Here is a 26,210-nt window from a genome sequence, read left to right on the forward strand (position 1 = left end):
AGAGAGCTCGAGGTTTCAATGATGAATCTCCGTACCCGCGTCGGTTTCGGCGCGATCGTCGTGGGCGCGCTCGCCGTGTCCGCCACGGGGTGCGCCGGCGGGCAGCAGCAGCCGGCCATCGATCCCAGCGCCAGCGTCACCATCACCGTCGGCGACCTGCCCAGCACGAAGGCGGAGGCGGCGCGCAAGGGCTTCCTCGACGCCGTCGACCAGTTCGAGAAGGCGAACCCGAACATCACGATCGAACCCAGCGAGACGCGCTGGGACAACGGGTCGTTCTCCGCCCTCGTCGCCGGCGGCACCATGCCGACGGTCATGGGAGTGCCGTTCACCAACACGCAGCAGGTGATCGCCAACGGCCAGGTCGCCGACCTCACCGACGTCGTGAACCAGCTCGGACTGCTGGACCGACTCAACCCCGACACGCTCAAGCCCGCACAGGCCGACGGCAAGACCTACGGCATCCCGACGACCGTCGACACCGTCGCCCTCATGTACAACCGCGACCTCTTCACCAAGGCCGGCCTCGACCCGGACAAGCCGCCGACCACGTGGGACGAGGTCCGCACCGCGGCCAAGGCCATCACCAAGGCCACGGGCAACCCCGGCTACCTGCAGATCACGCAGGAGGGGCAGGCGGGCTGGATCTACACCGCGTCGGTGTACTCGCGCGGCGGGTCCATCGAGAACCCGGCCGGTGACGCGGTCACGATCGACGACCCCGCATCGATCGCGGCGCTCCAGGGTCTGCGCGACATGTTCTCCACCGACAAGTCCATGGGATCGTCCGTGATCATGGACCTCAAGACGATCATGCAGGAGTTCGCCGCCGGCCGCGCCGGCATGTTCGTCGCTCCCGTGGCGTCGTACGAGTGGCTCAACAACGTGTACGACATGGATCTGTCGGTCATCGGCGCCTCGCACCTTCCGCAGGGCAGCAGCACTCCGTCGGGTACGCCCCTGGGCGGCACGGTGCAGATGACGAACCCGAAGTCGACGCCCGAGCAGCTGCTCGCCGCCGCCAAGTGGGTCGATTTCTACTACTTCGGCAAGTTCACCAGCAAGGACACGGCCGTCGCGAACGCCCAGGCCGTGATCACGGACGGCGGCATCGTCGGCCTCCCCGGACTGTCGCCCCTCAGCGCCGACGCCTACACCCAGTACCGCGAGTGGATCGCGGACGACACCAACGTCGATGCGTCGCACTTCACGAGCTACACCGACTCGCTCACGAAGATCCCGCTGATCCCCGAGCCCGCGACCCGGGCGCAGGAGGTCTACGCCGACCTGGCGTCGACCGTGCAGGCGGTGCTGACCGATCCTTCGACACCGATCGAGCCGCTCGTGAAGGATGCCGCTTCCCGCATCGAACGGATCATCTCGCAGTGACTCGAGTCCTCTCGGTACCGGTCGGGGTCCCCGCGCGCGAGGCGCGCGGGGGCCTCCTCCCGCGTGTGCAGCGCTGGGCGCGGAGCGGGGGACTGTGGTCCCTCGCCTTCGGCGCACCGCTGGTCCTCGTCTTCGCCTACTTCTCCTGGGGCCCGATCGTGCGCGGCCTCGTGCTGTCGTTCCAGAAGACGAACTTCCTCACCAGCAGCTGGGTGGGCCTGCACAACTTCGAGTACGTGCTGACCGACCCGGTGCTGCCCCGGGCGATCCTCAACACGGTGCTCTTCACCGCGATCGGGCTGCTGGTGGGCGCCCCGTTGCCGCTCGCGCTCGCCGTGGTGATGTCGGAGCTGCGCCGGTGGAAGGGTCTCTACAGCGCGCTCGCCTATCTCCCCGTCGTGATCCCCCCGGTCGTGGCCATCCTGTTGTGGAAGGTCCTGTACATGCCCGGTCCGAGCGGGTTGCTGAACTCGCTGCTCGGCACGGTGGGGCTCGGACCCCTCGCGTGGCTGGACTCCGAGCAGCTCGTCATCCCCTCCATGGTGCTCGCGGCGACCTGGGCGGGTGCCGGCACGTCGGTCATCATCTATCTCGCCGCGCTCGGCGGCGTCCGGCCCGACCTCTACGAAGCGGCCGAGCTCGACGGGGCGGGCGTGTGGAGCCGGGTGTGGCACGTGACCTTGCCGCAGATCCGCGGCGTCATCCTCGTCCTCATCCTCCTGCAGCTCATCGGAACCATGCAGGTGTTCAACGAGCCGAAGCTCCTCACCGGCGGCGGCCCGAACAACGCCTCGATCTCGATCCTGATGCTCATCTATCAATACGGCTTCGTGAACTCGAACTACGGCGCGGCGGCCGCGCTCAGCGTGATGCTCGCCGCGGTCCTGGCGATCGTCTCGATCGTCTTCCAGTTCTCGACGCGGAGGCTCAACGAGAATGACTGACACCTACACCCTGACCCAGCCGCCCGCGGCTCCGACCGCGCGGCGACGCCTCCGCCGCGACGACGACCCGGAAGAGGTCGTCCGCTCGGTCTCCTCCTGGGGCGACCGCCGACGCCCCGTCGTGCGCTGGTCGCTGCGGATCGTCCAGGCGGTCGTGCTCGTCGGCCTGATCGTCGCGGCCGTGCTTCCGCTGGTGTGGCTGGCGAAGGCATCCGTCTCCACGACCACCGAGCTCGTGACCGACCCTCTGACGCTGATCCCCTCGGTCTTCGACTGGTCGAACTACGCCGTGGTCTGGAACGACCTCGGGATCTGGCGCTACCTGCTGAACACCCTCCTCATGGCGCTCGGGAGCGCGGCCGTCACCCTGTTCGTCTGCGTGACCGGCGCCTACACGCTGTCGATCCTCCGACCGCGGTGGGGCAACGTCGTCTACTGGGCGGTGCTCGCGACGCTGTTCATCCCGGGGATCGTCTCCCTCGTGCCCCTCTATCTGACGGTGCTGGATCTGCCCGGTCTCGGGATCAGCCTCCTCAACACGATGTGGGCGGTCTGGCTGCCGGCCGGGGCGAGCGCCTTCTCGCTCGTGCTCGCCAAGCGCTTCTTCGACTCCATCCCCCGCGAGCTCATCGAGGCGGCGCGCATCGACGGTGCCGGTCCCGTGCGGGTGCTGTGGTCGCTCGTCATCCCGCTGTCGCGTCCGATCCTGTCGGTGCTGGCGCTGCTGAGCGCCGTCGCGGCGTACAAGGAGTACCTGTGGCCGCTGCTGGTGCTCCAGGACCCGGGGGTCCAGCCGATCTCGGTCGCGCTGCCGCGGATCGAGCCCGCGCTGGAGTACTCGGTGATGATGGCCGCGCTGTTCCTGTCGATGGTCGTCCCCATCGGGTTGTTCCTGCTGTTCCAGCGGCAGTTCCTGCGCTCGGTCGGCATGGCCAACGGCATCAAGGGCTGACGGAGACGGCCCTGAGCTATCTTCGGAGGTATGGAGCGCGAGATCCGATGAGTGCGCCGGACGACACGGGCGTACGACGGGCGAATCTCCGCGAGGTCGCCGCGCTGGCCGGGGTGTCGGTGTCGACGGCATCCCGCGTGCTGTCGGGTACGTACCCGATCGCCGAGGCGACCCGCGGGCGCGTGGTCGCCGCGATGCGCGAGCTCGGGTACTCCGAGGCCCGCGCCCGCCGTCGTGAGGCGACCCGGACCATCGGCGTCATCGTCCCCGACGTGCGCTCGTCGCTGGTCTCGGGGGTGCTGGGCGGCATCGACGCCGCGGCCGTCGAGCACGGGCGCATCAGCATGATCTTCCCGACCGAGGGGGACGTCGATCGCGAACGCGACATCGTCCGCCTCGTCGCCCGCCAACGCGAATTGGATGCCGTGGTCTTCGTCGGCGGTGTCTACGCTTCGGCCGATTACGCCGACCGGCTGGGCGACTACGCGACGATGCTCGAGGAGATCGACGCGCGCCTGGTGATGTGCGCGCGCCCGGGCCCGGTCCCCGCGGATCGTGCGCTCGCGGCGGGGTACGACAACACCGGCGGGGCGTTCGCGATCACGAGCCACCTCCTCTCGCGCGGACACACGCGCGTCGCCTGGGTCGGCGGCGTCGAGGAGTACTCCACGACCGAGGGCCGTATCGCGGGCATGCGCGCCGCGCTCGCGGCCCACGGACTGGACGCGGCGGCCGTCTACACCGACCCGTCGCCGCGGCGGTCGCGCCGGAGCCCCGCGCCCGATCAGGCGTACGCCCACACCGTCGCGCTGCTGCGCGAGCATCCCGACGTGACGGCGATCGTCGCCAACAGCGACTTCCACGCCCTCGACGTGGTGCGGGCGCTGACGGATGCCGGGCTGTCGGTGCCCGAGGACATGTCGGTCGTCGGCTATGACGACGACCGCGTCGCGCAGCGCCTGCATCCGCCGCTCACGACGGTGCACCTGCCGGTGTTCGACCTGGGGTGGGAGGCCGCGCGCCTCGCGGTGGAGAAGCCGCTTCCCGGCCACGCCGGTTCGGTCGTCGAGCTCGGCACGCACGTCGTCGTGCGCGATTCGGTGGCCGCCCCGCGCCGCTGACGCCCCCTCTCTCGCACGCGAGCCCCGCCGTCACGGCGGGGCTCGTTGCCGTTTCGTGGCTCGTCCGCGCTTGCGTTCGCAACTTGTTTCTGTAATGTTGCTACGCGAGAGCGGCATTGTTGCTGTCTCGCCGACTGTCGAAGGAGTCCTCGATGATGCGACGACGCGCTTTCTCCACGCTCGGGATGAGCGAGGCCTCCCTCGTCGACGTCGTCGCGACGGCCGTGGCATCCGGCTGGACCGGCGTCGAGGTCGGCTCCGCCGACGACCGTGCCGTGAACGTCCATCTCTCCGCCGCGCAGCGCGCGGACGCCCGTGCCGTCCTCGCCGAGGTCGATCGCGTGTGCCTCGCCACCTACGTGAACGTCGCCGACCCCACCGCGACGGATGCCGATGTGCGGGCGCGCCTCCGCGCGGAGGCCGACCTCGCCCGCGACCTCGGCTTCCCGGCGATCCGCGTGTTCCCCGGCGGCGCGGACGATGCCGTCCTGGTGCGCCGACTGCGCGCGGCGGCCGGTGTCGCGCGCGAGACCGGGGTGGACCTCTGGCTCGAGACCCACGACTCGCACCCGACCGGCCTCGCCGTGGCGCGGGTCCTCGACGCCGTCGACGACGAGCACGTCGGCGCGATCTGGGACATCGCGCACCCGTGGGTGGCGGGGGAGCCCGTCTCGACGACGGTCGCGCTCCTCGCGCCGTGGCTGCGGCACGTGCAGGTGAAGGACGTCGTCGGACGCGGCGACGGGCGCCCCGTGCTCCCCGGTGCGGGTGGCATCCCGCTCGACGAGATCCTGCTGCAGCTCGACTCCCGCGGATACGACGGCCATCTCAGCCTCGAGTGGGAGCGGCGATGGCATCCCGAGCTCCCGCCCCTGCGGGACGCACTCGCCGCCGCCACCGCCTGGCTCGACGCGCATCCCGTGCCGGAGCGGATGCCGGTCGTCGGCGTCGAGGGCGCGCTCGCCGCCCTGACGCTCGACGAGAAGATCACGCTCGTCACGGGTCGCGACTTCTGGTCCACCGCCGCCGTGCCGCGCATCGGCCTCCGGCCCCTCGTGCTCTCGGACGGACCGGTCGGGGTGCGCGGCCCGACGATGGACGAGCGGCAGCCGTCCGTCGTGTTCCCGTCCGCGGGTGCCCTCGCGGCGACGTGGGATCCCGCGCTCGCGCGCGACGCGGGACGCGCCGTGGCGGACGAAGCGGTGCGCCACGGCGTCGACGTCGTCCTCGGACCCACCGTCAACCTCCACCGCAGCCCGCTCGGGGGCCGGACGTTCGAGTCGTTCTCCGAGGACCCGGTGCTCTCGGGAGAGATCGCCGCCGGCTACGTCCGGGGTCTGCAGGACGGCGAGGTGGTCGCCTGCCCCAAGCACTACGTGCTCGGCGACTCCGAGACCGAGCGCATGACGGTGTCCGTGGATGCCGATGAGCGCACGCTCCACGAGCTCTACCTCGAACCCTTCCGCGTCGCCCTGGAGGCGGGGGCGGGGGCGATCATGAGCGCGTACAACGCCGTGGACGGGGTCACGATGAGCGAGAACCGTCTCCTGGACGATCCGCTCGTCAGCGCGTGGGGATTCGACGGCGTGGTCGTCTCGGACTGGTCCGCGGTGCGGTCGGTCGCCGCCGCGGCGGCGGGGCAGCACCTCGAGATGCCGGGGCCGCGCGGCGCGTGGGGCGCAGCGCTCCGCGCCGCCGTCGAGGCGGGCGACGTGCCCGAGGCGATCATCGACGAGAAGGTCCGGCGCATCCTGCGTCTCGCCGAGCGCACCGGCGCGCTCGGCGGTGGACTCCGGCCGCGGCTCTCGCTGGTCGACTCCGGCCGCCTGGCGCGCACGGTGCTGACGCGGGGTGCCGTGCTGCTGCAGAACGACGGCATCCTTCCCCTCGGCGGGACGCCCGACGCGCCGCTGCGCGTGGCCCTTCTCGGGCCAGGCGCGACGCGTCCGCGCGTGCAGGGCGGCGGGAGCTCCGAGGTGTTCCCCGTGCGCGTGTCGACACCGGCCGAGGCGCTCGCGGCGGAGCCCGGCATCCATCTCACCGTCGTCGACGGGACCGTGTCCGATCGGGTGGAGCCGTTCGAGGCCGACGAGCTGCGTGCACCCGACGGGACCGTCGGCGCCGTGCGCGCGCGGCTGTTCGACGGCGACGGCGCCGTGCTCTCGGACGAGCGGCGGGCGACCGCGCGCGTGATCTGGCTGGGCGACCTGCCCGACGCAGCACGTCGGTTGGAGATCGAGTTCGACGTCGTGCCGCCGCATTCGGGGCTCCTGCGCCTGGGGATCGACATCCCGGCCGCGGGCACTCTCTCGATCGACGGCGTACCCGTCGCCGCCGCGGACGGCGGAGCGCGCGTCGAGGGGGCGCACATCGCGCACACCGACCCGCTCGGCGCCGCGATCGACGTCGTCGCGGGGCGGGCGATCCGTGTCCGCGTCTCGGCGGACGCGCCGGAGGATCTTCCGCTGCGGATCCTCGACGTCCGCCTCGGCCGCGCATACGCGGCCGACCCCGCGTCCGCGCTCGAGACCGCCGTCGCCGCGGCGCGGGAGGCGGACGTGGCGATCGTGTGCGTCGGCACGCCCGCCGGAGGAGAGTCCGAGGGGCACGACCGCGCCGACCTGACGCTGCCGCCCGAGCAGGACGCCCTCGTCGCCGCGATCGTCGCCGCCCACCCTCGAACGATCGTCGTCGTGGCCGCGGGTGCGCCGGTCGAGACGCCGTGGCGTCACGACGCGGCGGCGGTGCTGCTGACGTGGTTCGGCGGGCAGGAGCTCGGCACCGCGCTCGCGGACGTCCTGCTCGGCCGCGAAGAACCCGGCGGACGTCTTCCCACCACGTGGCCCGCGCGCCTCGAGGACGCCCCGGTCTCGGACGTGGTGCCGCGCGACGGCATCCTGAGCTATCGGGAGGGCCTGAACATCGGGTACCGCGCGTGGGCGACCGCGGACGCGGCACCCGCCTACCCGTTCGGGCACGGACTCGGGTACACGGCGTGGGCGCTCGGTCCCGTGCGCGTGGAGGAGGGCCGTGACCGTCTCTTCCTCGTTGCGGACCTCACCAACACCGGTCGTCGCCGTGGACGGCACGTCCTCCAGGTGTACCTGTCCCGCGGCGAATCCGCCGTGCACCGACCGCCGCTGTGGCTGGCGGCGTTCGCCGCGGTCGAGGCGGACGCGGGCGTGCGCAGCACGGTGCGGATCGAGATCCCGCCGCGCGCGTTCGCGCACTGGTCTCCGGCCGCGGGCGCGTGGACGACGGAGCCCGGGGAGTTCACCGTGTCGCTCGGCTTCTCGGCCGACGACGTCCGCTGGAGCGGGCGGGTCCAGCCCGCCGTGCGCGCCTCCCTCGGCGGCATCGTGACGGGGGCCGGCGCATGACCCGGCGTCCTCGCGTCCTGCTGTCGATGTGGGAGGACGTCGTTCCCGAGGTCTTCCCGCCGCGCCTGCGGGACGCACTCCACCGCACCGTCGACCTGCTCGACGACCGGCCCCTGCACTCCCTCGACGACCCGGTCGCCGAGCACCTGCCGGAGGCCGAGCTCCTCCTCACCAGCTGGGGAGCGATCCACGTGGACGACGACCTCCTCGCCCGCGCGCCCCGGCTCCGCGGGATCTTCCACGCCGCCGGATCGGTGAAGAACGTGGTGGGCGATGCCGCGTGGCGCCGGGGACTCGATGTGACCTCGGCCGTGCGGGTCGGGGCCGCCCCGGTCATCGACTACACCGTCGCCATGGTGATGCTGAGCGCCCATCGTGCGCTGCCCCTCGCGCAGGAGTACCGGCTCGGAGGGTTCCCGCCGGTGCGCGGACGCCGCGGACGTTTCGGCCTGCGGATCGGCGTCGTGGGGGCGTCCGCGATCGGCCGCGGGGTGATCCAGCGGCTCGTCGCCGACGGCTGGGACGTCGCCGTGTACGACCCCGTCGTCGACCCCGCCGTCGTGCGGGCGATGGGCGCGCGGCAGCTCGAGCTCGACGAGCTGTGCGCCCACAGCGACATCCTCACGCTCCACGCGCCGAGCCTGCCCGGCACGCGCGGCATGATCGACGCGCGGCGTCTCGCGCTGCTGCCCGACGGCGCGACACTCATCAACACCGCGCGCGGAGCCCTCCTCGACCACGATGCCCTCCGTGCCGAGTGTCTCAGCGGACGCCTGGACGCCGTCCTCGACGTGACCGAACCCGAGCCGCTGGCGCCGGGAGACATCCTGCTGAGCCTCCCGAACGTCGTGTGCACACCGCACGCCGCGGGCGTCCAGGGGAGCGAGATCGGCGAGATGGGGGCGTTCATCCTCGATGAGGTGCAGCGCTACCGCGCCGGCCAGCCCCTCACCGGTGCGGTCGATCCGGGGCTGCTGCCGACGCTGGCCTGAGGCCGGGTCCCGCGCGGCTGCGCGGCCCGATCACGCCCCACCCCCTGCACCGATAAACGCGATCGACGGCGGGAAACGGCGCGACGTCGCGTTTCCCGCCGCGGATCGCGTTTATCGCTGAGAGGGCCGCGCGGCTCACGGCATCCGTTGCCCCTCAGAAGGAACTCCCGCCCGCGCACCCCTGTCGGGCGCGGGCGGGAGTTCCGAGTCGGTGGCGTCAGGGGCGCGGGACGAGGACCTCGTGCCGGTCGGCCGGGGTGAGCGTGACCGTGACCTTCCCGTCGCCGCCCACCGTGAGGTGACGGACCGTCCCGTCGACGGTGACGTCGATCGCCCCGGGCGTGAGCTGCCCGAGCACGAGGTCGGCCCCCGGCAGGTCGTCCGGCAGCACGCCGACGAGCGAGATGCGGATGTCGCTCGTCTCGACCTCGAGGCGGAGGTTCCGTCGACCGCCCTGGACGGCCACGCTGACTCCCGCCACGACGGCGGACGCGGCATCCACGACGGTCAGGACGCTCGGGTCGGCCGAGGAGGAGGCGCGGCGGACGACGAGCGCGCGCGCGTCCGCCTGGGCTCCCGGCGCCGAGAGGCTGCCGCGGCCGTCGGTGGTCGTCGCGACGGCCACCGTGTCGATCCGTCCCGGGCGGGTGAGGTCGGCGCTCAGCTGCCCGCTCGCCGTCGCCGACGTGAGCGTCGCGGCGTCCGCGGCGGACCGCTGCGGCACGAGAGCCGCCGCGAAGTGGGCCGCGGTGGCCGAGGGGACCGTCGACCGCCACGTCGTGCCGAGCACCGCCAGCGTGTCGGCCGCGTGCGAGTACGTCGCGCCGCTGTCGGGCGAGGACTGCAGGTACCGCGCCGTCACCGTGCTCGAGCCGATCGTCTGGGCGATGTCCGACCCGCCGGTGACGTCGGTCACGGTGCCCTTGCTGTGGAAGAGCGAGTGGATGTCCTTTGCGGTCCCGGCCGTCACGTCGTCGACGATCACGGCGGTCTGCCGGTCGAGGAACGCGATCGTCCGACGCGCCCGCGTGATCCCTGAGGTGCTCGGCGCGGCGTACAGCCCCGTGACGTCGGCCGCGATGATCGTGTCGTCGCCGAGACTGCATACCGTGGGGATCGACGCTCGATCGCGCATGTCCGTGTAGGGCTGCGTGAAGCCGGTCGCCCGTTCGCCGGCCTGACCCACATCGCTTCCGGCGACGATCGCGTTCGTCTGCTTCGTGAGGTACGCGCCGTAGGGGGCGTAGGAGCCGAAGACGGCTCCGCCGAACGACATGCTGAAGTGGCCGCCGTCGGGGTGGTCGTGGCCGACGTTGATGTAGGTGGCGTTGGGGCCGAGGCGGTCGCGCCACTGGTTCAGTCGCCGACCGCCCATGACGCCGGCCTTCACGTGCAGAGAGACGTCGGTGCTCGCCCATCCGGACCGGGATGCCACGACCCCCAGGTCGCTGTACAGGCGTGTGGTCGGCCGGTCGTCGAGGCCCGTGGCGGCGAGGGAGTCGTCGAACCACAGCAGGTTCCACGCGTTGTAGAAGAACGACGTCGCACCCGCGGACCCGGAGGTGTACAGCCGATGCAGGAAGTCCTGGACCTGCTCGTCGCCGTACTTGCCCGCGATCCGCCACAGGAACGGGTTGAAGTAGTACTGGCTGCCGTCGGTGTCGCCGTACCAGAACTGCGCGGGGTAGCCCGGCAGTGACATGTCGACCTTGAACGAGGCCATGCCCGGGAGCTCGGGCTCCGCCCACAGGTCGCCCCCGCCGATGCCGTCGAAGATGTCGACGGCGCGGACGATGTGCTCGTTGCCGTAGTTCGCGTACGTGATGCTCTCGTGCTGCGACCCGTCGGGTGAGATCCAGGTCAGGACGTGACGCAGCTGGGAGCGCGCGAACTCGAGGCGGTAGTCGTCGCTCTCGCCGGTGTCGGACGCCCCGTCGCCGTGGATCGCCGCCGCGGCCGCGGTGATGCCGTCGACTCGGAAGTGGCGGTGGTTGGGCTGCGGGTCGTTCTTCCAGTAGGCATCCGTCGCGATCGACGTGTTGCCGAACTGTTCGATCAGGCGGTCGGCCTGCAGGGCGAGCTTGTCGCGGATGGTGGCGCGCTCGGCGGGGGAGAAGAGGTCGTAGCACCAGTCGTAGGCGACGGATACGCCGATGAGGCCGGCGGCGGCGCCCATCGACCCGCCGTTCTCCCCGCCCCATTGCGGCCGTGTGGCCGGGTCGCAGACGTACAGCGTCCAGTTCCGCAGCTTCGTCGAATAGGTCGAGTTACCGGTGATGAGGTACGCCATCGCGAGCTCGGGCAGCGTCCAGTACACGGTCTGCCACTGCCCGTCGTCGCCGTTGCCGGTGATCGTCGGGAGGGCCGCGCGGCCGTTGGCGTAGCTGATCAGGCTGTTGACGAACGGTGCGTAGGCGGGCGCGGCGGCGCGTCGGGCGAGCTCGGTGAGCGACACCCGCGTGCCGAGGATCAGGCGCGGGTGGACGCCCGCCAGGGCCGGGTCGATGAGCCCGCCGGCGGCGGGGACGGTACCCAGGGCGGGCCGGTTCAGGCCGCCGCCGAGCGCGGCGCCGGCGGCGACGGCGCCGACGAGCGACCCGAGCAGCATGGAGCGCCGCGAGAAGTCACGACGGGGAAGGGGAAGGGACGGCTCTGTCACATCAAGTCCTTAGTCGCAGAAACAATAGGGATTTGTTGCGCAAACTAGCGCGAACAGCGGCCGTGGGTCAAGAGACCTGGGCTCACGTGAGTTGCCGCCATTTGCCGCTTGCAGCGCGTGGAGGCGACAAATAGTGGCAACTCACGCCCGGTCATGCCCGTTCGTGGCACCGTGGGGCCGCATCGGTGTGAAGTCGCGAGCCGCGGCGAAACGGGCGGCGATGGGGAAGGCTGTGGAAACGACAACGGCCCCCGCCGAGGCGGAGGCCGTTGGATCACTGTCTCAACACAGTGTGCGCCTGCTAGGACGCTACTTGAATTCTTCCTCAGAGGTAAACAGACTGCGCGACCTCTGTAATCGTGCATCCGGGGAACGGGTGGAGCGAACTTACTCACCGCCGAACCGTGCTGTTCCGCGTCTGACTATGAGCCAGAACGAGGAGATCGTCAAGCGCTACGGGGGTGGGATGCGCGTAGCCGACATCGCTCGGGAAATCGGCACGACGGAATGGACGATCCACAACCGGCTCAACAAGATGGGTGTCGAGCGGCGACCCGCCAGCATCTCTCCGAGTCGGGTCGTCGAAGCAGCCAGACTCTACGAGCTTGGAGAATCGATCCGGCAGATCCGGCTGAAGATGGGCTTCAGCGACGCGACGATCAAGAAGGCACTGATTGCGGCCGGTGTCGACGTGCGGGATCGACGACGGAGGAGCTAATACCAAACTGAGACGCCACCATGGTGCGAGCAGGTTCCAGAGCGGTGCGCGCTGTAGCTCAATGAACCGTCCCGACACTTCGCCGTTGCACCGCTCGAACTTTCCGCTGCTGCGGGTTCGACATAGGTGCCGATAGATGTGTCCTCAGCAATAGCTTCTTGTGTGACAACCTCGCTCTTTAATGAACGGTTAACTTCAACACCGTCCTTATAGACGACCGAGTAGGTCTTCGTCTTGAAGCCATCAACACCCTGAGTCGAAATGACGCTAGTACCGGCGTTCTGAAGCGAGTTGTAATACGAGGTCTTCGAAAACGGGATCGCCTCTGTTATTTCGACGTCTTTTGTCTCAACGACCGGTTGTGCGACGACCGCAGGAGAATTGGACGTTGAGGCGGGCGCTGTGTTCGGGATGCCGCTTGCAGCGCCACCAACGAACAAGGCGGCCGCTAGTACCGCAAGGCCACCGGCCCACTTTTCACGTCGAGATAGATCACTCCAGTTTTTCGCCATATCTTGGCGGTGATTATGAATTCATATACATAGAAATGCAAGCGTTAGCGGTGACGCTTCTTCTTTCTTCCCTGCGTGGCAATCTCGTAGTCGGCGAAGGCCGCGAACAGCGCGCGTACCAGGCGCTGCGGATCGATCTCGGGCTGGACGGCCGAAAAGACTGTGATGGCGTAGTCCCGACTACGCTTCTTGCCCGCGGCCGGCACACGCGAACGCTGCCGATACCCCTCGAGCTTCGGCAATTTGGCTCGCCAGGATGATGCGGCTCGGCCAGCGCGCTGTGGCAGCGACGGGTCCACTTTCGTCGTTCCGGGCATGGGCTTCTCCTTGAATTGTGTGTTGTGTCTCCATTTCCTGCGGTTGCAGGAGCGACTGCACCATCCCGTCACGCTGAGTGATGGGTGATGGCTGATGGCTGATGCCGTCGCTCCCACAGCCGATGAGACGACTTCGAGGAGTTACCTTTAGGGCCAAGTCTTATGGCCGGACACTCAACTATGTGGCTTCATGCTTTTCGTATCAGATGAAAGGCAAATCTGAGTTATTATCGCATTTGTCGGGCATTCTGTCAATAGTCTTTAGCGTCTCGGCCTCGCGATGTCCGCTACATGTGGCGCTCAAACCGCTCCGGGGAATCGAAACTAGCGAATCTAACCTGCGGGCCCGTAAGACCTCCTCTCCCGCTTTCCCGTCTCCGAATTCACTGGTGTTGCCGAGCCCGAGTACCGCAGCATAAGCGCAGTACGGTGAGTCGCCTGCTTGCGCGGGTTTAGCTGAGTCCTAGCCACCTGGCCAACCCCGAGATGATGGCGTCGCTTCTTCGAAACGCTGTGGCGTCGTCGTATGGGAGCACGTCACTCAGTTGCTGGATCGCTCTGTCAGCGTCGTGGGAGTCGGTCGGGAGCACGAGGAATTGGGCGGGGCGCAGCCCGAACCGCGGGAGGAGGGCGACGGCGCGCTGGGCGTCGTCTCGCCTGCCTTGAGGCATATCGACGACAGTAAAGCCTCGATACCTCTGGAGCGGCAGATCATGGTGGTCGCTACGACGGCTGGGGTGTTCGATATGAATGGCCGTTTTATCGACGGTCACTACCCAGGTGCGGGGCTTTCCGACGTTGATGATGATGAGTGCAACCGCGGCGAAAACAACGGCGAGTCCTGCGCTCCAGTCGCCGTAGGCGAAGAGCAGCAGGGCGAGCGTCCACCCGATCCATGCGACGACGACGTACCACCACCAGCGATGGCGGGTATGGGCAACCTCCGTTTGCCAGCGGATCTCCGGAGCTTTGCTTCGCTTCGTTTTCGCTGCGGCCGTGGTCTTCTTCTTTGAGACGGTCTGTATCGGTGTCGTCATGCCTTTCAGTTCTCCTGGACGATTGCGTCCGTTAGCGTATTTTTCCATTTGCCTGAATACCAGCCAGTCCGGTCAACTGGGTTGCCGCATAGGCCTGGAAGCCCGCTGGGGCAGCAGCGACGGTACCAACCAGGCTCCGGCCGGTGTCTCCGCTGAACTTGCCGAGCAGGCGTTGCGCCTGGTCTGACACACCGACACGATCGGCCCTCGGCTCGATGTCGCGCATGCACTGCTCGGCGCGGGACACCGAGAAGATGATGCTGCGCGGGAACAGCCTGTCGAGCAGCAGGAACTCGGCGGCGTTGCGCGCGCTCGGCACGCCGCGGTAAGTGCGCAGGTAGGCCTCGTACGCGCCGCAGGAGCGGAGGATCGTGGTCCAGCTCGGTCCGCTCGCCTCCGTGAGCGATCGCGTGGCGAGCAGTCGCGCCGTCATGTCTGCGCGCTCGAGGGAGCGGCCGAGCGTGAAGAACTGCCACGCTTCATCCCGGCTCGTCGCCGACTCGATGATGCCCACGGCGAGGGCGCAGCGCTCGCGCACCCAGCCGAAGAATTCGTGCACCTTGTCTGCGGAGACCTTGCGGGGCATCCGGGCGCGCGTGGTGTTGAGGCACTCCCACAGCTCGGTCGAGACGATCTCGCGAGCGCGGCGGGCGTTCTCCCGAGCCGCGCCGAGCGAGTAGGCGATGGATGCCGGCTCCGAGCGGTCGACGGCGAGAATCTCGAGCACGCTCTGGCGGTTGAGTTGCCGGTCTTCGGGCACCTCGCTGCCCATGACGCTCAGGAGGGAGCGGCACGCGAGATCCTCCTCGATCCACGGGTCTTCGAGCAGGAGCTGAAGGTGCACGTCGAGGATGCGCGCTGTGCCGTCGCTGCGTTCGATGTAGCGCCCGATCCAGAACAGGCTCTCGGCGATGCGGCTCAGCATGCTGGTACCTCGCGGGTCCCCTCGGTCGCAGGCTCCCTCGGCGCTGGGGTCGCGCAATCGCTGGCGCGATTGCCCATAGCTCCACCGCGCGCCTGCTGCTGCTGCTCCTGCTGGCCGTGCCCTAGCGGCCGATCGCGCGGGGCGTGATCCTGCTCGGGATGCCGTGACGACGAGACGACGTTGATGGGTGACGTGTCTGTCGCCGCGGCTTGGCCCGCGACGAGACCCTGGATCGAGTGGCGCGACACCGTGAGCGGGTCCTGACCGACGACCCAGGTGTCCTTCGAGCCGCCGCCCTGCGAGCTGTTGACGACGAGTTCGCCTTCGGTGAGTGCCACCCGCGTGAGTCCACCGGGGAGCACCCAGATGTCGTTGCCGTCGTTAACCGCGAAGGGCCGCAGATCCGCGTGGCGGGGCCGCATCCCGGCATCAACAAGGGTCGGGATGGTCGACAGCTGCACGACGGGTTGCGCGATCCAACCGCGCGGGTCTGTGAGCAGCGTCTGCTTGAGCTTGGTGAGCTCGTCTTTGGATGCCGCGGGCCCGATCACGAGGCCCTTGCCGCGGAGCCGTCCACGGGCTTGATCACGAGCTCGTCGAGACGGTCGAGCACCTCCTCGAGCGACGCCGGGTCTTCGAGACGCCAGGTCTGCACGTTGGGCAGAATCGCATCCTCGCCGAGGTAATAGCGCGTGAGGTCGGGCAGATAGGTGTACACGAGCTTGTCGTCCGCCACACCATTGCCCACCGCGTTAGCGATCGTAACGTTGCCGAGGCGCGCAGCGAGCATGAGCCCGGGAGAGCCGAGCATCGAGTCCGCGCGGAACTGCAGTGGGTCGAGAAACTCGTCGTCGACGCGGCGGTAGATCACGTCGACGCGCGTGGGGCCGGCGGTCGTGCGCATCCAGACCCGACCGCCGGAGCAGAACAGATCGCGGCCCTCGACGAGCTCGACACCCATGAGCCGAGCGAGCAGCGTGTGTTCGAAGTACGCCGAGTTGTAGACACCGGGTGTGAGGACGACCACCGTAGGGTCTTCCACACCACCGGGCGCAGAAGCTCGCAGGGCACCCAACAGCTTGTGGGGATAGTCGCCGACCGGTCACACGCGCATCGACACGAAAAGTTCGGGAAGGGTCTGCGCCATGACCCGGCGGTTGGAGATGACGTAGCTCACTCCGCTGGGCACGCGAACGTTGTCTTCGAGGACCCGCCAGGCGCCCTTCTCGTCGCGGATAAGGTCGATGCCCGAAACCTGGATGCGCACGCCGTTCGCGGGCTCGATCCCCGCGGCCTCGCGGTGGAAATGGCTCGAACTCGTGACGAGCCGTGCAGGGATCACGCCGTCCTTGACCGCTGCCTGGGCGCCCTAGATATCGGCGAGGAAGGCCTCGAGTGCCCTGACTGGCTGCTTGATACCTGCCTCGACAGTGAGCCACTCGGCCTGATCGATCACGCGAGGCACGGCATCCAGCGGGAACGGTCGCTCTTCGCCCGCGAAGTCGAAGGTGACACCTTGAGCGAGATACGAACTCGCGAGAGCGTCAGTGCGCCCGCGCAGCTCATCCTGCGTCATCTGCGCGAGGGCGCCCTGGATCTCCTTGTACGACGCACGAGCCGCTCCCGGCGTGGCAAACATCTCGTCCCACGCGGGCGTGCCGGTGCCCTTGGTGGCGGTGGCACCGTAGCCGTCGAACAGGTCAGCCATGGCTTGAGCCTAGGGCCGCGATGTTGCGGTGGTGTTTCAGCGCGCTCGAGCGCGTATCAGCCGTCCATCGGCTCAAGTACGAAGACCGGGATCTCGTGATCGGTCTTGGCCTGATGGTCGGCATTGGGCGGGTAGGCCGCGACGGCGCGCTACCACCAGGTCAGTTCAGCAAGGATGGGCTGCGGGTTCGTCAGAACATGCCCAGTGTAAGAGAGCGGTCTGGCACAAGATCGTCCATGTGGGCTAGCTTCGCGACACTGACTGGCGGCGGCGGGACCAGGCCCCGCAGATGTGGTCGTGCATCGTCGCGGCGGCCTGTTCCGCGTTTCCGGCCACTATGGCATCGAGAATTGCCTTGTGCTCCGCGAGGGTGAGCACCAGGGCCTCCTGCGTGACGGCGCCTGTGAAACGGGAGCTCTCGCGGGCGCGTGCAAACAGGATGTGTGTGATGTTGGCCGCCAGGAGATTGCCTGACTGCTCCATCACCGTGTAATGGAACTCGGCGTCGGCATCAATGTATGTTTCGAAGTCGTCGAACGTGGCGACACTGCGCTGGTAGGCCTCCTCTAGGGCCGCGCTGAGTTCAGGGGTCTGGCGGCTTGCTGCTGCCGAGGCCATCGAGGCTTCGAGGCTTGCCCGCACCACGGTGAGTTCGTCGAGCACGCCCAAAGAATCATCGTGGTCGACGAGGGCGGACAGCACTACGGGGTCAAGCACGTTCCAGGCGGTCGCGGGGTTGACTGTCGTGCCGCGTCCCTGGGCCACGGTGAGTAGGCCCTTCTCCTCGACGCGCTTCACCGACTCACGGATGACTGTTCGGCTCACGCCGAACTGCTGGCTGAGGCTGCTCTCGGGCGGCAGTACGTCGCCGGGCTGGAGCTCGCCAGTAACGATGGCGCCCACGAGGTCTGTCACCACAGCGACGCCCAGGGGGGCCGAGGGAGTGCGCATGGACGATCCCGCGAGCACGCGCCGCAGCGGTGGTCGCTGGTCGGGGGCGTAGGCAGTCATGCTTCAGTGTAAGACGCGCCGGTCTAAAGCTGCGCGAGCCGCGCCTGCCGCGCCCCTAGGCGAAGTCCGGTCGGCTCGGCCCCTGACTTTCATCATGGTGAGTGAAGCGCCTCGTCGCGAGGCCGGGGCGGGCCTGTCGCCCCGGCCTCGCCCGGTATGCGCTGTCGTTGCCGACCTCATCCGCCAACCCGGCGGGCCAAGCACAGGTTCGTGCGTCTGGTCCGATCGCCTCATCAGGGCAAGCAACTCGAAAAAACTTTCGGGGTGTGAGGTCATACATCATATATGCTTTCACTTTGGGAAGGCCAAAGCCGGCTTTTCTCTCAACCACTGGAGGCAAGGGTGCTTCAATTTCGTCTGGTTCCATCGGGGATGAAGGCAAGAATGGCGGCGATGGTCGTCATTGGGCTCAGCGTCGCTTCGGTAGTCGTTCTTCCCTCCCCGGCCTACGCCGCGGTAACCACGATCTATGTGGCCCCATCCGGTTCAGACTCTTCGGCGGGGACCCTGGCAGACCCCATCTCGCTAGCGGGTGCACGCCAACAGGTTCGTTCGATTAATTCATCAATGGCGGACGACATCGTCGTCCAGCTTGCGGGAGGCACCTATCGGCTAGCCGACACGTTTCAGTTGACGGCCGCGGACTCGGGGTTCAACGGTCACACGGTGACGTGGGAAGCCGCTCCTGGGGCAACGCCGGTAATTTCCGGCGCGACTCGGGTGACCGGCTGGTCTCTTGTCTCTGGAGGCGCCGGCATCTATCAGGCATCTGTTCCTGCCGGAAGTTCCACTCGAAGCCTTTTTGTTGACGGGCACACTGCTTCGCGCGCGCGGACGCAATTGCCGAGACCGACTTTCGATGCCACGGGAGTATCCAGTTCAAACCCAGCGTGGGATTCGGTTAAGTCTTTGCCCGGGGCGGCGCTGGCCAATGTGGAGTTGCGGAGTATCGGCGCCTTCACCGACCGATACTCACGTGTGTCAGGCCTGAGCAGTGACGGCAGCACGATTGTCATGGCGCAGCCTGCATGGAAGAACAACACGTGGGGATGGGACCACATGGCAGCACCGTTCACCGACTTCGGCTTCTATGCCGAGAATGCTTTGGCGTTCCTTGACTCTGCTGATGAGTGGTTCTTAGACACCAATTCGAACACGCTGTACTACAAGCCGGCCAATGGCGTGAACGCGGAGGACCTCGATATTGAGCTGCCGCGACTGCAAACGTTGATGACATTGAACGGCTCGTCGGCGGATTCTCAGGCGCACAACATTTCATTCTCGGGGATCACCTTCACGGGCACGACGTGGAACGAGCCAACGGTGACGGGTGGGTACGTAGACCAGCAGACGGGCGGCTACATGTCACTTCGCAGTGACGCGTACCCGTCTGGTGGATATGCAAACTTTGAATACTCTCGCCCGGATTGGCAACTCATGCCCTCGGCGATACAGGTTGCTGCAGCCCGCGATGTCACATTTGACAGTGTGACGCTCACGGCGCTCGGGGCCGGAGGTTTGGGTATCGGAAACGACGCGGTGTCAAACCTCAGTGGTGTCGGCCTAGCGACTCAGAACATCACGGTGACGAACTCCGACTTCTTCCAGATCGGCGCGAACGCGATGACCATCGGGGGGATTCTGCAAGATGCCCACCACCCCGGAACACTCAACGATGCAACCGGCACTCGCGACCCGTCGGTCAGCGACCAAACTGTGGCGAATATGACCCTGTCGAACATCGTCGTGAGCTACAACTCGATTCGAGGGGCCGGTGAGATCTACACCAGCGCTACAGGAATTCTCATGACGTATGTTCAGAATTCTACGATCGAGCACAACGACGTAGTCGACATGCCGTACTCGGGAATCGCCACGGGCTACGGCTGGGGAGCCAACGACGCCGGAGGCAGTTCTGACTACGCGGGTCGCGGTCTCTACGGGTATCAGCCACGATTCACGACGCCGACCACGTCGCAGAACAACACGATCAAAGCGAACTATGTTGCCCGCATATCGACAACTCACAACGACACTGGCGCGATCTATAACCTGTCGGCCAGCCCAGGGACCCTGTACTTCCAGAATTTCATCACCGACATTGCGATCGCCGACGCATCGCGATTCATTTGGTCCTTCTACCCTGACGAAGGGTCTGGAGACTTGACATGGCTGCAGAACGTGTCGAACACCTCCCCCACCGCCTGGGTGAGGCCAAATCCCTATAGTTCAAACATTTCCAATCTCACGGGCTACGGAAACTGGGCCGCGACCGCTCCCGGCTCGAGCTACACGGGCATCGGAGACACGAACTATGGGTCTCCAGGAAACTGGCCTTGCGCCGCAGCTACCGTGATCTCAGACGCTGGGGTACTTCCCGCACAACGTACGGCACCTGATATCGCGACCAGGCCCACGAGCTGCAGTGAACCGCCGTGTGCTGCTGGTTCGTTGTGTGAGGTGGAGGCTGGCGTTCTGACTGGCGGGGCTGCTGTTGCATCAGATCATCCTGGGTTTACCGGTTCGGGGTTTGTTGCCTTGGATGCCGTGGGTAAGCAGACCAGCACCCTGGTGAGCGTGCCCTCGGCCGGGACTTTCGTGTTGACGCTGCGATACACAGCCGGACCGGATGGTCCCCCGGCCGCGGTGGATCGCACCGTGACAGTCACCGCCGGTGGGGTGGCTCAAGTCGTCACGCTCCCCAAGACAACGAGTTGGGATGCCTGGACGGAAAAGTCCGTTCAGGTGGTGCTGCCAGCGGGTGCCTCGACGATCTCGGTGACGCACGTGGCCGGCAACACCGGCTTCATCAACCTGGACAACCTGAGCTTCAGACTGCCCGCGCCGTGTGCTGCTGGTTCGTTGTGTGAGGTGGAGGCTGGCGTTCTGACTGGCGGGGCTGCTGTTGCATCAGATCATCCTGGGTTTACCGGTTCGGGGTTTGTTGCCTTGGATGCCGTGGGTAAGCAGACCAGCACCCTGGTGAGCGTGCCCTCGGCCGGGACTTTCGTGTTGACGCTGCGATACACAGCCGGACCGGATGGTCCCCCGGCCGCGGTGGATCGCACCGTGACAGTCACCGCCGGTGGGGTGGCTCAAGTCGTCACGCTCCCCAAGACAACGAGTTGGGATGCCTGGACGGAAAAGTCCGTTCAGGTGGTGCTGCCAGCGGGTGCCTCGACGATCTCGGTGACGCACGTGGCCGGCAACACCGGCTTCATCAACCTGGACAACCTGAGCTTCAGACTGCCCGCGCCGATCGAGCCCGAGCCGGGCGGCGGCGACGACGGTGGCGACGGCTCGGGAGACCCGACGCCGGACGGCGGCTCCGGGAACCCGGTGACCGGAGGCGGGTCTTCGGCATCCGGTCCCGGCGGCGGCGAGTCGTCGGGCGCGTCCGACCGAGGCCTGGCTCGGACGGGTCTGAACGCCGACGGCGTCATCGCCACGGCGTGGGGAGCGTTCGGCCTGATGGTCCTCGGCGCCGGGGCGCTCCTCGTGCGGCGCCGTCGGAGCGACGTCTGACCGCGTGAGAACCGAGGCCGTGCCGGTGGTCGAGCGACGACCGGCACGGCCTCGTCGCGTGCACGCCCGCGCCCCGCGGGGCTCCTCGGGGAGGGGAAACGTGACGGCAGCTCGTTCAGCTGGCCCGCGACCATGCGGGTGGACCACCGCGTGCGCGGCGGGGAGTGGACGCAGGGCGAGACGCTGACCGTGCCGACGCCGTCCAGCGGGGCCCCGCGGGTCGACGTGCCCGTGACCGGCGCCGCCGCGGGATCGGTCACGGCGCTCGCGCGCACGGTCGCTCCCACGCGGGGCTCGCCCGCGATCGTCGGCGCCGCGACGCCCACCGTGCGCGCGATCGTCACGGTGTAGGTGCGCGCGGTGGCGTCGGGGGCGGTGACCGTCACGGAGCCGACACCGTCAGCGTCGCCGGGCTGCGTCACCACGACGCTCGCACCGGTGTCGACGGCCAGCGCGTGGAGCGTCGGCCAGGCCGCACCCGTCGAGTCGACGGTGTAGGCGAACCGGTCGGGGGCGAATCCGTCCACGACCTGGTCCCCCACCGTGAGGCGGGCGAGATCCGCGATCCCCGCCGGAGCGGGAGCGGCGGCGAAGATCTCGACCTCCGACACGATCATGTGCGTCTGCGACCGCGCGTTCATCACGACCCGCACCTCGTGTACGACTGGTCCGTTGTGTGAAGTGAAGGCTGCTGCGCTGGCCTTCACTGGCGCGGGCGGCGCGCTCCCGCTGCTCGCGCTGGGTACCGCACTTGTGGCGGCGGGAGCCCTGCTAGTGATTCTCTTCGTCCACCGACGCGAAGGCCGCCACGGCCGTGCGTCACGTCGTCGCGGCATTCACAACGAGCCTGTCGCATGATTGCTCACCCTGCACTCAGTCGGGGAGATTGACTACCAGAGAGAGCTCTGGGGTCTGATGAGCATCGCCTCTGCCGGACGAGCGATGGCGAGGGCGCTGATCGATCAGGGATGCCCTGGGCTGAGTCCCGGTGACCGGCCGATCGAACGACTGAGGCGTTGAGACGCGACGCCCTTGCCGACCTTTCGCGCCTCATCCTGGGCAGAGCGTCGCGTTGGTCAGCGGCGCGTCGTGTTAGGCGCGGGTGGAGGGTCGCCCAGCACCGAGAGAAGGTTTGCTGGGCGATCATCAGCACGCGGTGGCGTGACATCGACCCGCCTGATCGAGTCGACAGCGGTGCATCATTGCGCTCCCGTTGCAAATAGATCACATGTATGATCTACTATGACTCACTGCCGACCGGCGGGATCCTGTCGTCAACGACGTCGACCAGAAAGGCACGCGACCATGGCGCACCACAATCGCACCTTCGCCCGATTCTCCACAACTCTCCTCGCAGCCACAGCATTGGTAGCGGTGGGAGTTCTCGCCGGTTGTTCTGCCGGTGGGAGCGCGAGCGATATCAACCCGAAGTATGGCTTTGTCGCGGCCACCCAAGTTCCCGACTCCACGATCACGATCTGGGCCGACGCCACTCGACAGCCCGCTGTCGAGTCATTCGAGAAGGCTCACCCCGAGGTGAAGGTCAACCTCGTCGTGGATGACGGCTCCGCCGGCGCCTCGGGCACCTTCCAGACCAAGATCGGCCTCGCCGACCAGGCCGGCTCGGGCTGGCCCGACGTCGTGTTCTCGTCGCAGCAGAATGACGCGGCGTGGGCATCCGTCTCCAACAACGGCGTGCAGGCCTTCGCTGCTCCGCTCAACAAGGGCTTCCTGGAGGAATCGTTCCTCAGCGGATTCACCAAGGGCGCGCTCGACCCGGTAACGATCTCTGACACCGTCTACGGCCTGCGCAACGACTTGGCACCCGTGCTGCTCTGGTACAATAAGGCGTTGCTCGACCAGTTCGGCTACGACGTTCCCAAGACCTGGGAGGACTACCAGGCGCTCAGCGACAAGCTCGCCGCCGACCACCCCGGCTACATTCTCGGATCGGTCGGCGACTCGTTCGTCGGACCGTATGTCTACTACTGGGCCGGCCAGGCACCGATCTTCCAAGTCGACGGCAAGACGTTCCACTCGGACGTGAACGACCCGAACTCCAAGAAGGTCACCGCGCTCATCGACCACATGGTCGCGAACGGAACGCTCGTTCAGGACAGCCTGTTCAGCGCACCCTTCGTCGCCGAGTCGTCGAAGCTCGTCGCGATCCCCGGTGCGGCATGGTACGCCGGAGCGCTCTTCCAGAACCCGGACAGCATCAACGCGACCGCCGGTCAGTGGGGCGCAGCTGCACCGCTGACCTGGAAGGGTGAGGATTCCGTCACCGGCAACATCGGTGGTGGAGTGTGGTACGCCTCGAGTCACTCGACGAACCTCGATGCGGTGAAGACCTTCCTGGAGTACATCGTCTCCGACCCGAGCACCGCGGGCACGGGAGGCCTCCCCGCCTACGACGCTGCTGCGCAGACGTGGCTGACCGATCAGGCTTCGAGCGGTTTCTTCGCCGGCGACTTCAAGAGCGCTGTCAACACCGCGGCATCCACAGTGTGGAGCGGTTGGGGCTTCCCCAACTTCAGCCCGGAGACCGCATACGCCAAGGTCGTCGTCCCTGCCCTCGCCGCAGGCAAGACGATCGCGGATGTCGCCGACGAGTGGCAGAAGGAGATGGAGAACGAAGCGACGGTCGTCGGTTACACCGTCGGCTAGCTCGCCTTCCACCCATCCCATCAACTCGAAAGAGATAATCACACTGTGAGTACCACCCGGACCGCTGCCAGCCCTCTCCCGGGCAGGCAGCGGTCCGGCGCCACTAAGGCGCCGGACCGTTCGCAAGCCCGCATGGGAGTAGCCTTCTCCAGCGGGTACACGCTCTTCCTCGTCGTGTTCGGCGTCGGACCTGCGCTCTACGCCATCTACCTCGCGTTCACGAAGAACGGCACGTTCGTGGGCGTCGATAACTTCGTGCGCATCTTCAACGACTTCCGCTTCCTGCCGGCGGTAGGCCACGTCGCGCTCTACGTGGTGGTGTGGCTCATCATGCTCATCCTCCTGGTAGTGCTGCTGGCCCTCATCGTGCACGGGATCAGGGCGCGCTGGGCCTCGACGAGCGCGCGGTTCCTGTTCTACATACCCGGCGCCCTTGCGGGCGCCTCGAGCGTCATGCTCTGGCTTTTCGTACTCGATCCCACCGTGAGCCCGGTCTCGTTCCTCCTGCACGCTTTCGGATTCGAGTCGTTCGTGCAAGTGGTGCAGGTCGACCAGTTGCCCGTGGTGCTCGCCATCATCGCGTTCTGGACGGGCGCGGGCGGCTGGATCGTCATCATGTATGGCGCCCTCAATAACATCGACGTCGAGGTGATGGAGGCCGCCCGCATCGACGGCGCCGGCCACATCACGACGGCCTGGTACATCCAGATCCCGCTCCTTCGTAAGTGGATCTCGTACATGGTGATCCTGTCGCTCGCGGCGGGCACCCAACTCTTCGTCGAGCCCAAGGTGCTCTCCCAAGCCAGCAAGGGAGTAGTCCCGCAGGACTACTCGCTCAATCAACTCGCGTTCCTCTACGCGTTCAAGCAGAACGACTTCAACGGCTCGGCCGCGATCAGCCTCGTGCTGCTCGTCGTCGCGCTCGGACTCAGCGCGTTCTTCGTCTTCAGGGGTGGTCTTTTTGAGCGCGATTAGTATCAACAGCAACGAGCCGAGAACCGCGGTCCACTCAGTGAGCCCGGGCGCATGGGTCGGCCGCGTGCTCGTTGTGCTCGTGATCATGGGGTTCGTCGCGTTCTTCATCGTGCCGATCCTGTGGCTGCTGCTCGCGCCGACAAAGGATGGTCGGGCGCTGCTGTTGGGCAATCCCTTCTCCTTCGGGGGCTTCGACACCCTCGCTGAGAACTTCCACTCCCTCGTCGCCTATCAGAGCGGCATCATCTGGGTGTGGCTCGGCAACTCGGCGTTCTACTCGCTCGCCGCGCTCGTCATCACCCTCGTGATCAGCATTCCGGCCGGCTATGCCCTCGCCCTGACAGAGTTCCGCGGGCGTCGCCTGCTGCTCGCCGTCACGCTCATTGTGATGCTCCTGCCCAACACCGCGCTTGTGCTGCCGATCTTCCTCGAGCTGAGCGCTGCGCACCTTATCGGGTCGCCGTTCTCAGTGATCCTGCCGTTCTCCTTCTTCCCGTTCGGTGTCTACCTGACCTACATCTACTTCTCCACGACGGTCTCGCGCGACTTGCTCGACGCCGCGCGCATCGACGGCTCGGGCGAGTTCAGGGTGTTCGCACAGATCGCGATGCCCTTGGCCACACCGGTCATCGCCCTCGTGGGCTTCTTCTCCTTCACGGCGAACTGGAACAACTACTTCCTCCCGTTCGTGATGGTGCCCGGCGCGAAGGCCCCGATCCAGGTCGGCCTGGCCGAGCTCCTCGCCAACGTGCCGCAGTTCAACCCGACAAACGCGAGCTCGACCACGATCGAGCTGCCGGTTCTTGCCCTCGCGACCCTGATCGCCGTCGCACCCGTGCTCATCATCTTCCTGTTCTCGCAGCGGTTCCTCGTCACGGGGATGACCGCGGGTGGCACCAAGGGATGACCCGCCGGTTCGGGATGATGTGCCGCATGATCCCGCAGAAGCGCGAGGAGTACCTCGCGCTGCATCGGGCCGTGTGGCCAGGCGTCGAGGCGACAATCACCGCGTGCGGCATCCGCAATTTCACGATCTTCGTGCGGGGTGACGTGCTCGTCGGCTACTTCGAGTACATCGGCGAAGACTACGAGGCCGACCAGCGCGTGATGGCTGCCGACCCGGTGACGCAGGAATGGTGGGCGCACACAAGCCCGTGCCAAGTGCCCTTCGATGACCTCGATGACGCACCCGCGTGGCAGGAGCTCGAGGAGGCGTGGCATCTCGACTGATCTCGGTGCCGTGATCTAGGGCGTGTCTGATAAGGGGGGTGCCGTAGCCAAGGGGAGCCTGCCCCGGTTTCTCGGACGGTTCTTGTGTGTTGATCATGCCGCGGTTGCGGCGGGGATGTGAAGTCGTTCGAACTCCACGGGGCTGAGG

Annotated in this window: 19 protein-coding genes and 1 pseudogene; 13 read left to right on the top strand and 7 right to left on the bottom strand. The window is 67.3% G+C overall.

The genetic code is table 11. The annotated features are described in order from the left end of the window. Positions 1-21: 21 nt before the first annotated feature. The 6 genes from BW982_RS16145 to BW982_RS16175 all read left to right on the top strand — a co-directional run bounded on the left by BW982_RS16145 (position 22) and on the right by BW982_RS16175 (position 8,778). Positions 22-1,389, top strand: a complete 1,368-nt coding sequence (locus tag BW982_RS16145) for an ABC transporter substrate-binding protein (RefSeq protein WP_139327509.1) — start codon at positions 22-24, stop codon at positions 1,387-1,389. Beyond that, entirely contained in the window at positions 1,386-2,333 is a 948-nt protein-coding gene (locus BW982_RS16150; RefSeq protein WP_076495055.1) for a carbohydrate ABC transporter permease, read from the top strand. Before BW982_RS16145 ends, BW982_RS16150 begins: the two co-directional genes overlap by 4 nt. Next, positions 2,326-3,285, top strand: a complete 960-nt coding sequence (locus BW982_RS16155) for a carbohydrate ABC transporter permease (RefSeq protein WP_083696762.1) — start codon at positions 2,326-2,328, stop codon at positions 3,283-3,285. Before BW982_RS16150 ends, BW982_RS16155 begins: the two co-directional genes overlap by 8 nt. Positions 3,286-3,332: 47 nt before the next feature. After that, positions 3,333-4,406 carry a LacI family DNA-binding transcriptional regulator gene (locus BW982_RS16160; RefSeq protein ID WP_076495057.1) on the top strand — a complete coding sequence of 358 codons (1,074 nt, stop codon included), beginning with the start codon at positions 3,333-3,335 and terminating at the stop codon, positions 4,404-4,406. Positions 4,407-4,558: 152 nt separating this feature from the next. Then, on the top strand, positions 4,559-7,786 hold the full coding sequence (locus tag BW982_RS16170) for a glycoside hydrolase family 3 C-terminal domain-containing protein (protein WP_083696763.1): 3,228 nt from the start codon (positions 4,559-4,561) through the stop codon (positions 7,784-7,786). Further along, on the top strand, positions 7,783-8,778 hold the full coding sequence (locus tag BW982_RS16175; RefSeq protein WP_076495058.1) for a hydroxyacid dehydrogenase: 996 nt from the start codon (positions 7,783-7,785) through the stop codon (positions 8,776-8,778). The genes BW982_RS16170 and BW982_RS16175 overlap by 4 nt, the downstream gene beginning before the upstream one ends. Positions 8,779-8,995: 217 nt before the next feature. Here the strand turns inward: BW982_RS16175 and BW982_RS16180 are convergent, their stop codons facing one another. After that, the gene (locus BW982_RS16180; RefSeq protein ID WP_139327510.1) at positions 8,996-11,437 is read right to left on the bottom strand and encodes a hypothetical protein; all 2,442 of its coding nucleotides are present in this window, start codon (positions 11,435-11,437) and stop codon (positions 8,996-8,998) included. 424 nt (positions 11,438-11,861) lie between these two features. On the opposite strand from BW982_RS16180, the gene BW982_RS16185 reads away from it, so the two are divergent. Next, positions 11,862-12,155, top strand: a complete 294-nt coding sequence (locus tag BW982_RS16185; protein ID WP_076495062.1) for a helix-turn-helix domain-containing protein — start codon at positions 11,862-11,864, stop codon at positions 12,153-12,155. Here BW982_RS16185 and BW982_RS18325 read toward each other — a convergent pair. The 6 genes and pseudogenes from BW982_RS18325 to BW982_RS16220 form a co-directional block, all read right to left on the bottom strand. After that, positions 12,152-12,667, bottom strand: coding sequence for a G5 domain-containing protein (locus tag BW982_RS18325; RefSeq protein ID WP_175611131.1), 516 nt, complete (start codon positions 12,665-12,667; stop codon positions 12,152-12,154). The genes BW982_RS16185 and BW982_RS18325 overlap by 4 nt on opposite strands. Before the next feature lie 44 nt (positions 12,668-12,711). Continuing rightward, positions 12,712-12,984: a hypothetical protein gene (locus BW982_RS17970; protein ID WP_139327511.1), complete on the bottom strand. Its 273-nt coding sequence runs from the start codon at positions 12,982-12,984 to the stop codon at positions 12,712-12,714. 452 nt (positions 12,985-13,436) lie between these two features. Continuing rightward, entirely contained in the window at positions 13,437-14,021 is a 585-nt protein-coding gene (locus BW982_RS16200; RefSeq protein WP_076495065.1) for a hypothetical protein, read from the bottom strand. Positions 14,022-14,052: 31 nt separating this feature from the next. Beyond that, positions 14,053-14,946 (bottom strand): alpha-E domain-containing protein, encoded by an 894-nt coding sequence (locus tag BW982_RS16205; protein WP_083696764.1) that lies wholly within the window; start codon positions 14,944-14,946, stop codon positions 14,053-14,055. Further along, positions 14,940-16,654 (bottom strand): annotated as a pseudogene (locus tag BW982_RS16210) (circularly permuted type 2 ATP-grasp protein). Before BW982_RS16210 ends, BW982_RS16205 begins: the two are co-directional and overlap by 7 nt. 243 nt (positions 16,655-16,897) lie before the next feature. Then, positions 16,898-17,665 carry a FadR/GntR family transcriptional regulator gene (locus BW982_RS16220; protein ID WP_083696765.1) on the bottom strand — a complete coding sequence of 256 codons (768 nt, stop codon included), beginning with the start codon at positions 17,663-17,665 and terminating at the stop codon, positions 16,898-16,900. A gap of 567 nt (positions 17,666-18,232) precedes the next feature. Here BW982_RS16220 and BW982_RS17565 point away from each other — a divergent pair. From BW982_RS17565 to BW982_RS16250, 6 genes are all read left to right on the top strand, one after another. Beyond that, positions 18,233-21,190: a carbohydrate-binding protein gene (locus BW982_RS17565; RefSeq protein ID WP_175611132.1), complete on the top strand. Its 2,958-nt coding sequence runs from the start codon at positions 18,233-18,235 to the stop codon at positions 21,188-21,190. Positions 21,191-21,328: 138 nt separating this feature from the next. After that, positions 21,329-21,541 (top strand): hypothetical protein, encoded by a 213-nt coding sequence (locus BW982_RS16230; protein ID WP_139327512.1) that lies wholly within the window; start codon positions 21,329-21,331, stop codon positions 21,539-21,541. Positions 21,542-22,726: 1,185 nt separating this feature from the next. Continuing rightward, positions 22,727-23,857 (top strand): ABC transporter substrate-binding protein, encoded by a 1,131-nt coding sequence (locus BW982_RS16235; protein ID WP_254845630.1) that lies wholly within the window; start codon positions 22,727-22,729, stop codon positions 23,855-23,857. Positions 23,858-23,989: 132 nt separating this feature from the next. After that, positions 23,990-24,832: a carbohydrate ABC transporter permease gene (locus BW982_RS16240; RefSeq protein WP_254845631.1), complete on the top strand. Its 843-nt coding sequence runs from the start codon at positions 23,990-23,992 to the stop codon at positions 24,830-24,832. A gap of 64 nt (positions 24,833-24,896) precedes the next feature. After that, positions 24,897-25,739 (top strand): carbohydrate ABC transporter permease, encoded by an 843-nt coding sequence (locus BW982_RS16245; RefSeq protein ID WP_254845632.1) that lies wholly within the window; start codon positions 24,897-24,899, stop codon positions 25,737-25,739. A 14-nt stretch (positions 25,740-25,753) separates the two neighbouring features. Continuing rightward, on the top strand, positions 25,754-26,062 hold the full coding sequence (locus BW982_RS16250; protein ID WP_303046692.1) for an L-rhamnose mutarotase: 309 nt from the start codon (positions 25,754-25,756) through the stop codon (positions 26,060-26,062). Positions 26,063-26,210: the final 148 nt, after the last annotated feature.

It is taken from the genome of Microbacterium sp. RURRCA19A, assembly GCF_900156455.1.
Lineage (GTDB): Bacteria > Actinomycetota > Actinomycetes > Actinomycetales > Microbacteriaceae > Microbacterium.

What these genes read in the sequence shown, in the direction of transcription:
- BW982_RS16145 (WP_139327509.1), top strand. Translation starts at nt 22, where the DNA reads ATGAATCTCCGTACCCGCGTCGGTTTCGGCGCGATCGTCGTGGGCGCG.
- BW982_RS16155 (WP_083696762.1), top strand. Translation starts at nt 2,326, where the DNA reads ATGACTGACACCTACACCCTGACCCAGCCGCCCGCGGCTCCGACCGCG.
- BW982_RS16160 (WP_076495057.1), top strand. Translation starts at nt 3,333, where the DNA reads ATGAGTGCGCCGGACGACACGGGCGTACGACGGGCGAATCTCCGCGAG.
- BW982_RS16170 (WP_083696763.1), top strand. Translation starts at nt 4,559, where the DNA reads ATGATGCGACGACGCGCTTTCTCCACGCTCGGGATGAGCGAGGCCTCC.
- BW982_RS16175 (WP_076495058.1), top strand. Translation starts at nt 7,783, where the DNA reads ATGACCCGGCGTCCTCGCGTCCTGCTGTCGATGTGGGAGGACGTCGTT.
- BW982_RS16185 (WP_076495062.1), top strand. Translation starts at nt 11,862, where the DNA reads ATGAGCCAGAACGAGGAGATCGTCAAGCGCTACGGGGGTGGGATGCGC.
- BW982_RS18325 (WP_175611131.1), bottom strand. Translation starts at nt 12,667, where the DNA reads ATGGCGAAAAACTGGAGTGATCTATCTCGACGTGAAAAGTGGGCCGGT.
- BW982_RS17970 (WP_139327511.1), bottom strand. Translation starts at nt 12,984, where the DNA reads ATGCCCGGAACGACGAAAGTGGACCCGTCGCTGCCACAGCGCGCTGGC.
- BW982_RS16200 (WP_076495065.1), bottom strand. Translation starts at nt 14,021, where the DNA reads ATGACGACACCGATACAGACCGTCTCAAAGAAGAAGACCACGGCCGCA.
- BW982_RS16205 (WP_083696764.1), bottom strand. Translation starts at nt 14,946, where the DNA reads ATGCTGAGCCGCATCGCCGAGAGCCTGTTCTGGATCGGGCGCTACATC.
- BW982_RS16220 (WP_083696765.1), bottom strand. Translation starts at nt 17,665, where the DNA reads ATGACTGCCTACGCCCCCGACCAGCGACCACCGCTGCGGCGCGTGCTC.
- BW982_RS17565 (WP_175611132.1), top strand. Translation starts at nt 18,233, where the DNA reads ATGGCGGACGACATCGTCGTCCAGCTTGCGGGAGGCACCTATCGGCTA.
- BW982_RS16240 (WP_254845631.1), top strand. Translation starts at nt 23,990, where the DNA reads ATGGGAGTAGCCTTCTCCAGCGGGTACACGCTCTTCCTCGTCGTGTTC.
- BW982_RS16250 (WP_303046692.1), top strand. Translation starts at nt 25,754, where the DNA reads ATGATGTGCCGCATGATCCCGCAGAAGCGCGAGGAGTACCTCGCGCTG.